Annotated in this window: 4 protein-coding genes and 1 pseudogene; 1 reads left to right on the top strand and 4 read right to left on the bottom strand. The window is 54.4% G+C overall.

Annotated features, from left to right (window positions below):
• Positions 1 to 49: 49 nt before the first annotated feature.
• Positions 50 to 1,105: an ABC transporter substrate-binding protein gene (locus tag KQJ19_RS21890; protein WP_216404135.1), complete on the bottom strand. Its 1,056-nt coding sequence runs from the start codon at positions 1,103 to 1,105 to the stop codon at positions 50 to 52.
• Between the two features lie 175 nt (positions 1,106 to 1,280).
• Positions 1,281 to 2,543 carry a 4-aminobutyrate transaminase gene (puuE, locus tag KQJ19_RS21885; RefSeq protein ID WP_016152939.1) on the bottom strand — a complete coding sequence of 421 codons (1,263 nt, stop codon included), beginning with the start codon at positions 2,541 to 2,543 and terminating at the stop codon, positions 1,281 to 1,283.
• Between the two features lie 106 nt (positions 2,544 to 2,649).
• Between puuE and KQJ19_RS21880 the strand changes: the two genes are divergently transcribed.
• Positions 2,650 to 4,125 (top strand): PLP-dependent aminotransferase family protein, encoded by a 1,476-nt coding sequence (locus tag KQJ19_RS21880; protein WP_216404134.1) that lies wholly within the window; start codon positions 2,650 to 2,652, stop codon positions 4,123 to 4,125.
• A 47-nt stretch (positions 4,126 to 4,172) separates the two neighbouring features.
• Here the strand turns inward: KQJ19_RS21880 and KQJ19_RS21875 are convergent, their stop codons facing one another.
• Positions 4,173 to 5,381 (bottom strand): cytochrome c, encoded by a 1,209-nt coding sequence (locus KQJ19_RS21875; protein ID WP_216404133.1) that lies wholly within the window; start codon positions 5,379 to 5,381, stop codon positions 4,173 to 4,175.
• Positions 5,382 to 5,384: 3 nt separating this feature from the next.
• A pseudogene (locus KQJ19_RS21870) lies at positions 5,385 to 6,100 on the bottom strand (spermidine dehydrogenase); the annotation flags it as partial.

Below are 6,100 nucleotides of genomic sequence, written 5' to 3'. Positions count from 1 at the left end.
CAGCAACAGGACCGTCGCGATTAAGAGTGGTTGCTGGAGTAAAATGCGCTTACTTAACTGCATCAGGCTGCCAGTTCACACGATAAAAACGCTGATAGTAGTCTTGCGCCTGCGCATCAACATCCACGTCTTTATAGGCGTCCGGGTACAGTTTTTTGGCCATCCACAGCTCACCAATCGCCAACGCTTCAGGCATCGGATAGCCCCAGGCTTTGGCGTACTCAGGCATCAACCAGACGCGATGATTTTTTACCGCATCAATCCCCTGCCAGTTAGGATCGTTTTGGATCTCCGTTACCACCTGCGGGTAGCGATCCTGAACAAAAATTACCTGCGGGTTCCACGCCAATACCTGTTCCAGCGCAACCTGACGGGCGCCTTTCACACTGGCAGCCGCCACGTTTAGCCCACCCGCGTGCTGCATCATGAGTCCCGTGTACTTCCCGGAGCCGTAAGTCATCAGGTCGGGGTTAGCCATATAAATACGGACTTTTTGCGCATCCGGGATTTTTGCGACCGGCGCATTGAATTTTGCCCGCGTCGCAAAAACGTAGTCGATCAATGTCTCAGCTTGCGGTTTGCGCCCCACGACATCCGCAATCAGGCGAATCCCCTGCTTTAACCCTTCGTTGTAGACCTGCTCTTCATCGGCCATGGTCGGGTTCATTTTATTCTGTTGCCCGGCTGCATCCTTGCGCAATGAGATTGCCACGACCGGAATACCGGCGTTCTGAATCTGCTGGATCATCTCCGCTGGCGCATAGTTGGCGACAAAAACCACCTGTGGATGAATCGCCAGTAGGCTTTCAATATTCACGCTGGTGAGATCGCCCGGCGTCGGCAATGTGGCAATTGCCGGCATAAAGCGCGCAAACTCAGGCCCGAGCTGTTTTTTCCAGCTCGACATCACGCCAATAATGTCCTGCTGAGCATTAAGCTGGACCAGAATATTCAGCGTCTGGTGTTGCAGCACGACCACTTTGTCGACGTGGTCCGGAATCGTGACCTGACGACCAAGCTGGTCGGTGATCGTACGGTCGGCCTGGGCAGAAAACGCAAACAACATGCTGGCGCATACCAGCACAAAAGAGCGGAAAGTTAACATGGGATACCATCTGGATAGCGGAGTAAAAACGATGTGTATTAAATTATATAACGATATAACAGGCAACCCATTCGCGATAAATACCGCACGACACACGAGGAAGATCAATTTATGCCGACAAAAAAGCCGACGGTGATGACCACCGTCGGCTGTGGGTAACACTATGACTAACGGATTATTTGGTTGCCGCTTTAATGATATCGAGCGCTTTGGCGAACTGATCCTGCGGGATCGTCAGCGGATAAAGGAAACGAATAACGTTGCCATACTGACCGCAGGTCAGCAGCAGTAATCCTTGCTCAAGGGCTTTCTTCTGCACGCGTTGTGCGGCGGCAGCGTTGGGTTCTCCCGTCGCTGCGTCACAGAATTCAGCGGCGATCATAGAGCCTAAGCCGCGCACTTCGGCCAGTTCAGGACACCCGGTTTGCGCGTCAGTCAGAGTGGCGCGCAGTTGTTCGCCAAGAGCTGCCGCACGCTGGCACAGCTGTTCATCACGAATAATATCCAGCACCGCATGAGCTGCCGCAATTGACAGCGGGTTTCCGGCGTAGGTTCCGCCCAGACCACCCGGCGCAGGCGCATCCATAATTTCAGCTTTGCCCACGACGCCAGACAGCGGCATGCCGCCTGCAAGGCTTTTTGCCATAGTCATCAGGTCAGCTTTGTCAGCGTAATGGTCCATCGCAAACAACTGGCCCGTACGGGCAAACCCGCTTTGCACCTCATCGGCGATCATCACGATGCCATGCTCGTCGCAAATACGGCGGATGGCAGCCACAAACTCCGGCGGCGCCACCACGAAGCCCCCTTCACCCTGGACGGGTTCGAAAATGATCGCCGCGACCTGGGTGGGATCGATATCGGCTTTAAACAGGCGCTCAATCGCTTTGATGGAGTCCGCCGTAGAAATCCCCTGCAACTCGCAAGGATACGGCGCGTGGTAAACGGAGCCAGGGAACGGGCCGAACCCTTTTTTATACGGTGCCACCTTGCCGGTTAACGCCATCGTCATGTAGGTACGCCCATGAAAACCGCCGCCAAAAGCAATAACGCCAGGACGGCCGGTATGTGCGCGCGCAATTTTCACCGCATTTTCGACCGCTTCAGCCCCGGTGGTGAAGAATGTGGTTTTGCGCTTGCCGTCGATTGGCGCAACGGCGTTGATTTTCTCCGCCAAAGACACATAGCTTTCGTACGGGACAATCTGATAAGCCGTATGGGTAAAAGCCTGCAGTTGCGCTTCGACTGCCTGCACCAGGCGAGGATGACGGTGTCCGGTGTTCAGCACGGCAATCCCGGCGGCAAAATCAATGTACTGATTGCCTTCGATATCGGTAATTGTGCTGTTTTCTGCTGACTGGGCATAAAAATCACACATTACACCCACGCCACGCGGGGTGGCATCCAGACGACGTTGTTGCAGGTTTTTATTGTTCATTCTCTACACCTTGTCCATTAATACATTTAGGTTGAATTACCCTTTAAATTTAGACGCCATCTGGTACTTTAATCGAGAGCCAAATCGTTTTATTTTAAGGATCCAAATGCGTTCACTTGCCGGAGATGTGATCAAGCAGGCATTTAGCCAGCAGACCGATGAAAAGCTGCATCGTCGCCTGTATGCCGCCATCTGCAGTTGCATCCTCGAAGGTAGCCTGAAACCGGCTACCCGAATGCCTCCGTCGCGTGACCTGGCAGGCGAACTGACGCTATCGCGCAATACCGTCCTGCGGGTTTACGAGCAATTGCAGGCCGAAGGTTATATTTCCGCGCGCACCAGCAGCGGCACATTTGTCACCGACAGCGTGCTGGACAATCTTGACCTGCGTCCCCACAAAGAGCCCGTTGCCGCCACACTGGAGGATCACACCCGCTTATCTGCCCGCTGCCTTGAGCTGCTGGGCCATGCCAGCGCCAGCCCTCGTCAATGGGGCGCTTTTATTCCAGGCGTACCTGATGTGGAGCATTTCCCTCACCGGGTGCTCAAAAAAATTCAGGATCGGCTGGCGAGGCGCTTGCGCCCGGAGTTTCTCACTTACGATGCCGCAGGCGGCGTGACTGAGCTGAAAGAAGCGCTGGCAGACTATCTGCGCACCGCACGCGGGGTGCGGTGTTCACCGGAGCAAATTCTGATTACTGAAGGTATTCACCAGGCGCTGGATCTGGTGACCCGGACGCTATGCAACCCGGGGGATAACGCCTGGATTGAGGAGCCGGGCTACTGGGGAATCAAAAATATTCTGCGCATCAATGCGGTTAACTTTTCGGCGATCCCGGTTGATGAACAAGGTATGGTGCCGCCGGAGGCTGGCGAATCTGCGCCAAAGCTGATTTTTGTGACACCGTCACATCAATATCCGCTCGGTTCGGTAATGAGCCTCAACCGCCGTCGGGCACTTCTCTTTCGCGCACGTGAAACGCGAAGCTGGATAGTGGAAGATGACTACGACAGCGAATTTCGCTTTTCCGGCCAGCCAATTCCATCATTGCAGGGACTGGAAGAAGAGACGCCGGTCATCTATATCGGGACATTCAGTAAAACACTCTATCCCGCACTGCGGCTCGGGTATGTGGTACTGCCCAAACCGCTCGCCGCGCCGCTGAAGAAGGTTCATAACGACCTCTATCGTGGTGGACATTTGCTGATTCAGGCAGCGCTGGCGGAGTTTATCCGCGAGGGTTACTACGCGGCGCACATTCGTAAAATGCGCCAGTTGTACAGTCGTCGCCGCCAGACGTTGGTGGAGCTTATCAGTCGCCAGTTGGGCGAGCAGTATCTTGGCTCCTTCAGCAGCAACGCCGGGCTGCACATGATTCTACAGTTGCCCGTCGGGAGCGATGACGTTGTTATTGCCCAACAGGCAAATGCGCGAGGGCTGCTGGTGCGCCCGCTGTCTCGCTATTACGTGAATGAAGAGAAACGCAGCGGCCTGCTGCTGGGATTTGCCAGTATCGAAGAGCATGAAATGGCGGCGGCGTTTACCCGACTGGTGGGTATTATCAGAGTAAACGCCGTTTAAACACTGCCGGATGGCGCTGCAAGCACCTTGTCCGGCCGACATGCTGTTTAATGTGACGCTTTTTTAATCCCTGCCAGGTCCTCCTGGCTTACTTCGCCATTCCCTTCTCCCCAACTTTTACGCACGTAATTAATCACGTCGCGCATTTCGTTGTCGCTTAACATGCCACCGTAAGCCGGCATCTTAAAGGAGACGCTGCCACGCGTTGTCGGTGTTTCTGCGCCGTGGGCAATCACTCTGAATAGCGGCGTCGGGTCATCAACCATCACCAACGGATTGTTGATCAAAGAAGGTGCGTTATCATCCGTACCTTTCCCCTCCAGACCGTGACAGGTGGAGCAGTAGCGGTTATAGGTCACTTTGCCCGCCTCGGGTGAATTCGACCAGGACACCGTAGTTGCCGCTGCGCGCACCGTTTCAGGCTTCTCGCTTTTCAGGCTCAGCAGATATTGCGCGATCGCCGTGGCATCGTCATCGGTCAGATACTGTGTACTCTGCGTAACGACTTCAGCCATCGAACCTGAAACCGCGGCATGCTTGCTTTTACCGGTCAGCAACAGCGATTTTAATTCCTGCTCAGACATTCCCGTGCCGCGCAGCGAAGGTGCATACCAGCCGTCGATCATCGCGCCGCTCAGGTACTCGGCATCAGCATTGGTATACGCTTTTTCGTTCATCGCCATGCCTCTCGGGGTATGGCAAGAACCGCAGTGTCCGGGACCTTCCACCAGATAAGCGCCCCGTTTTACTAACGCAGCGTTGTCATCCGTTTTCGCACTCTCTACAGCCGTCGCTGGCGCGTCGGTAAACAGCCAGTTCCAGATATGCAGCGGCCAGCGGGCGGAGAGTAGCCACGGAATGGCATTCTCTTTATTGGGCTGCGCAGAGGGGGTGACATCATGCATAAAATAGCGATACAACGCCTGTACATCGTCATCAGAAAGTTTTGCGTAAGAGGGATAAGGCATGGCCGGATAGAGCGGATGACCATCTTTAGCAATTCCCTGACGTACGGCCTTGTCAAAATCCTCGTATGAGTAATTACCAATACCCTGGGCTTTGTCTGGAGTAATGTTGGTCGAATAAATATCCCCTACCGGAGTAGGAAACTTTTTGCCACCCGCCATCGCCGCCCCCCCTTCGGTGGTATGACAGGCCACACAGTCAGAGATACGGGCGATATATTCGCCATTAGATTCCGCTGCACTCACAGAGGCGGTAAACAAACAGGCGGCAAGAACGGTTACATTACGCATAGATCACCCCATATCCTTGAGTTCATTAACCGCACGCCATGCCTGATCGATGGCCGTATGGGCATAAGCGCCCCAGTCAGAATCGGAATTAGCGATGGCAATGCGACCAACTGGCTGACGCGCCCGCTCGATAATTTCTGGCATTTTATCCATATCATCGAACAACGCGTTGGCGTAATACGCATAGCCATGCGCCCAGCGGTTAACCGTAATGGCGGAGATATCGCGTTGATTATCAAAGCCCGTTGAGCCAAACATTTCCTGTAACTGGGAGCGAATCATCTCCTCATGCGTCGCAAATGTGGTCCCCAGTAAATACGCTCGCCCAAGACGGAATTGCTCTCTGGCCGACAGATTACTGCCCGGATAAGTAGGCACATAGACCATGTGAATGACCATCGGTTCGTCCGGTGAGGCCGGGTGTTGATACCCGCCGATGCTGACCGGATAGTCGAGCTTAATCCGGCTGTAAGGTGCCGCCGGAGAGTAAAATTCATGCACGCCAAGCTGTTTGAACGCCTGCCAGTTTTTGACCACCACATTGGTGTACACCAGCGGTGCCTTCACGTTCAGTTTGAGATCCGCCTGCTGCTGTTCCGGCATCTCAGGCACCAGATACGGGATCATCATGTTATAGCCCGCCATGATGGTGTTTTTACCGCGCACGCGATGCATTTTGCCGTCACGCAGATAGGTCACCACCACGCCATCCTTTGTGT

Source organism: Citrobacter sp. S46_ASV_140 (assembly GCF_018919545.1).
Classification (GTDB): Bacteria; Pseudomonadota; Gammaproteobacteria; order Enterobacterales; family Enterobacteriaceae; genus Citrobacter; species Citrobacter braakii.
Note: the sequence above shows the minus strand (reverse complement) of the source record. Positions and strands in the feature narration are given on the sequence as shown.

Excerpts from the sequence above, each read along its gene's own strand:
- KQJ19_RS21880 (WP_216404134.1), top strand. The coding sequence starts at position 2,650 with ATGCGTTCACTTGCCGGAGATGTGATCAAGCAGGCATTTAGCCAGCAG.
- KQJ19_RS21890 (WP_216404135.1), bottom strand. The coding sequence starts at position 1,105 with ATGTTAACTTTCCGCTCTTTTGTGCTGGTATGCGCCAGCATGTTGTTT.
- puuE (WP_016152939.1), bottom strand. The coding sequence starts at position 2,543 with ATGAACAATAAAAACCTGCAACAACGTCGTCTGGATGCCACCCCGCGT.
- KQJ19_RS21875 (WP_216404133.1), bottom strand. The coding sequence starts at position 5,381 with ATGCGTAATGTAACCGTTCTTGCCGCCTGTTTGTTTACCGCCTCTGTG.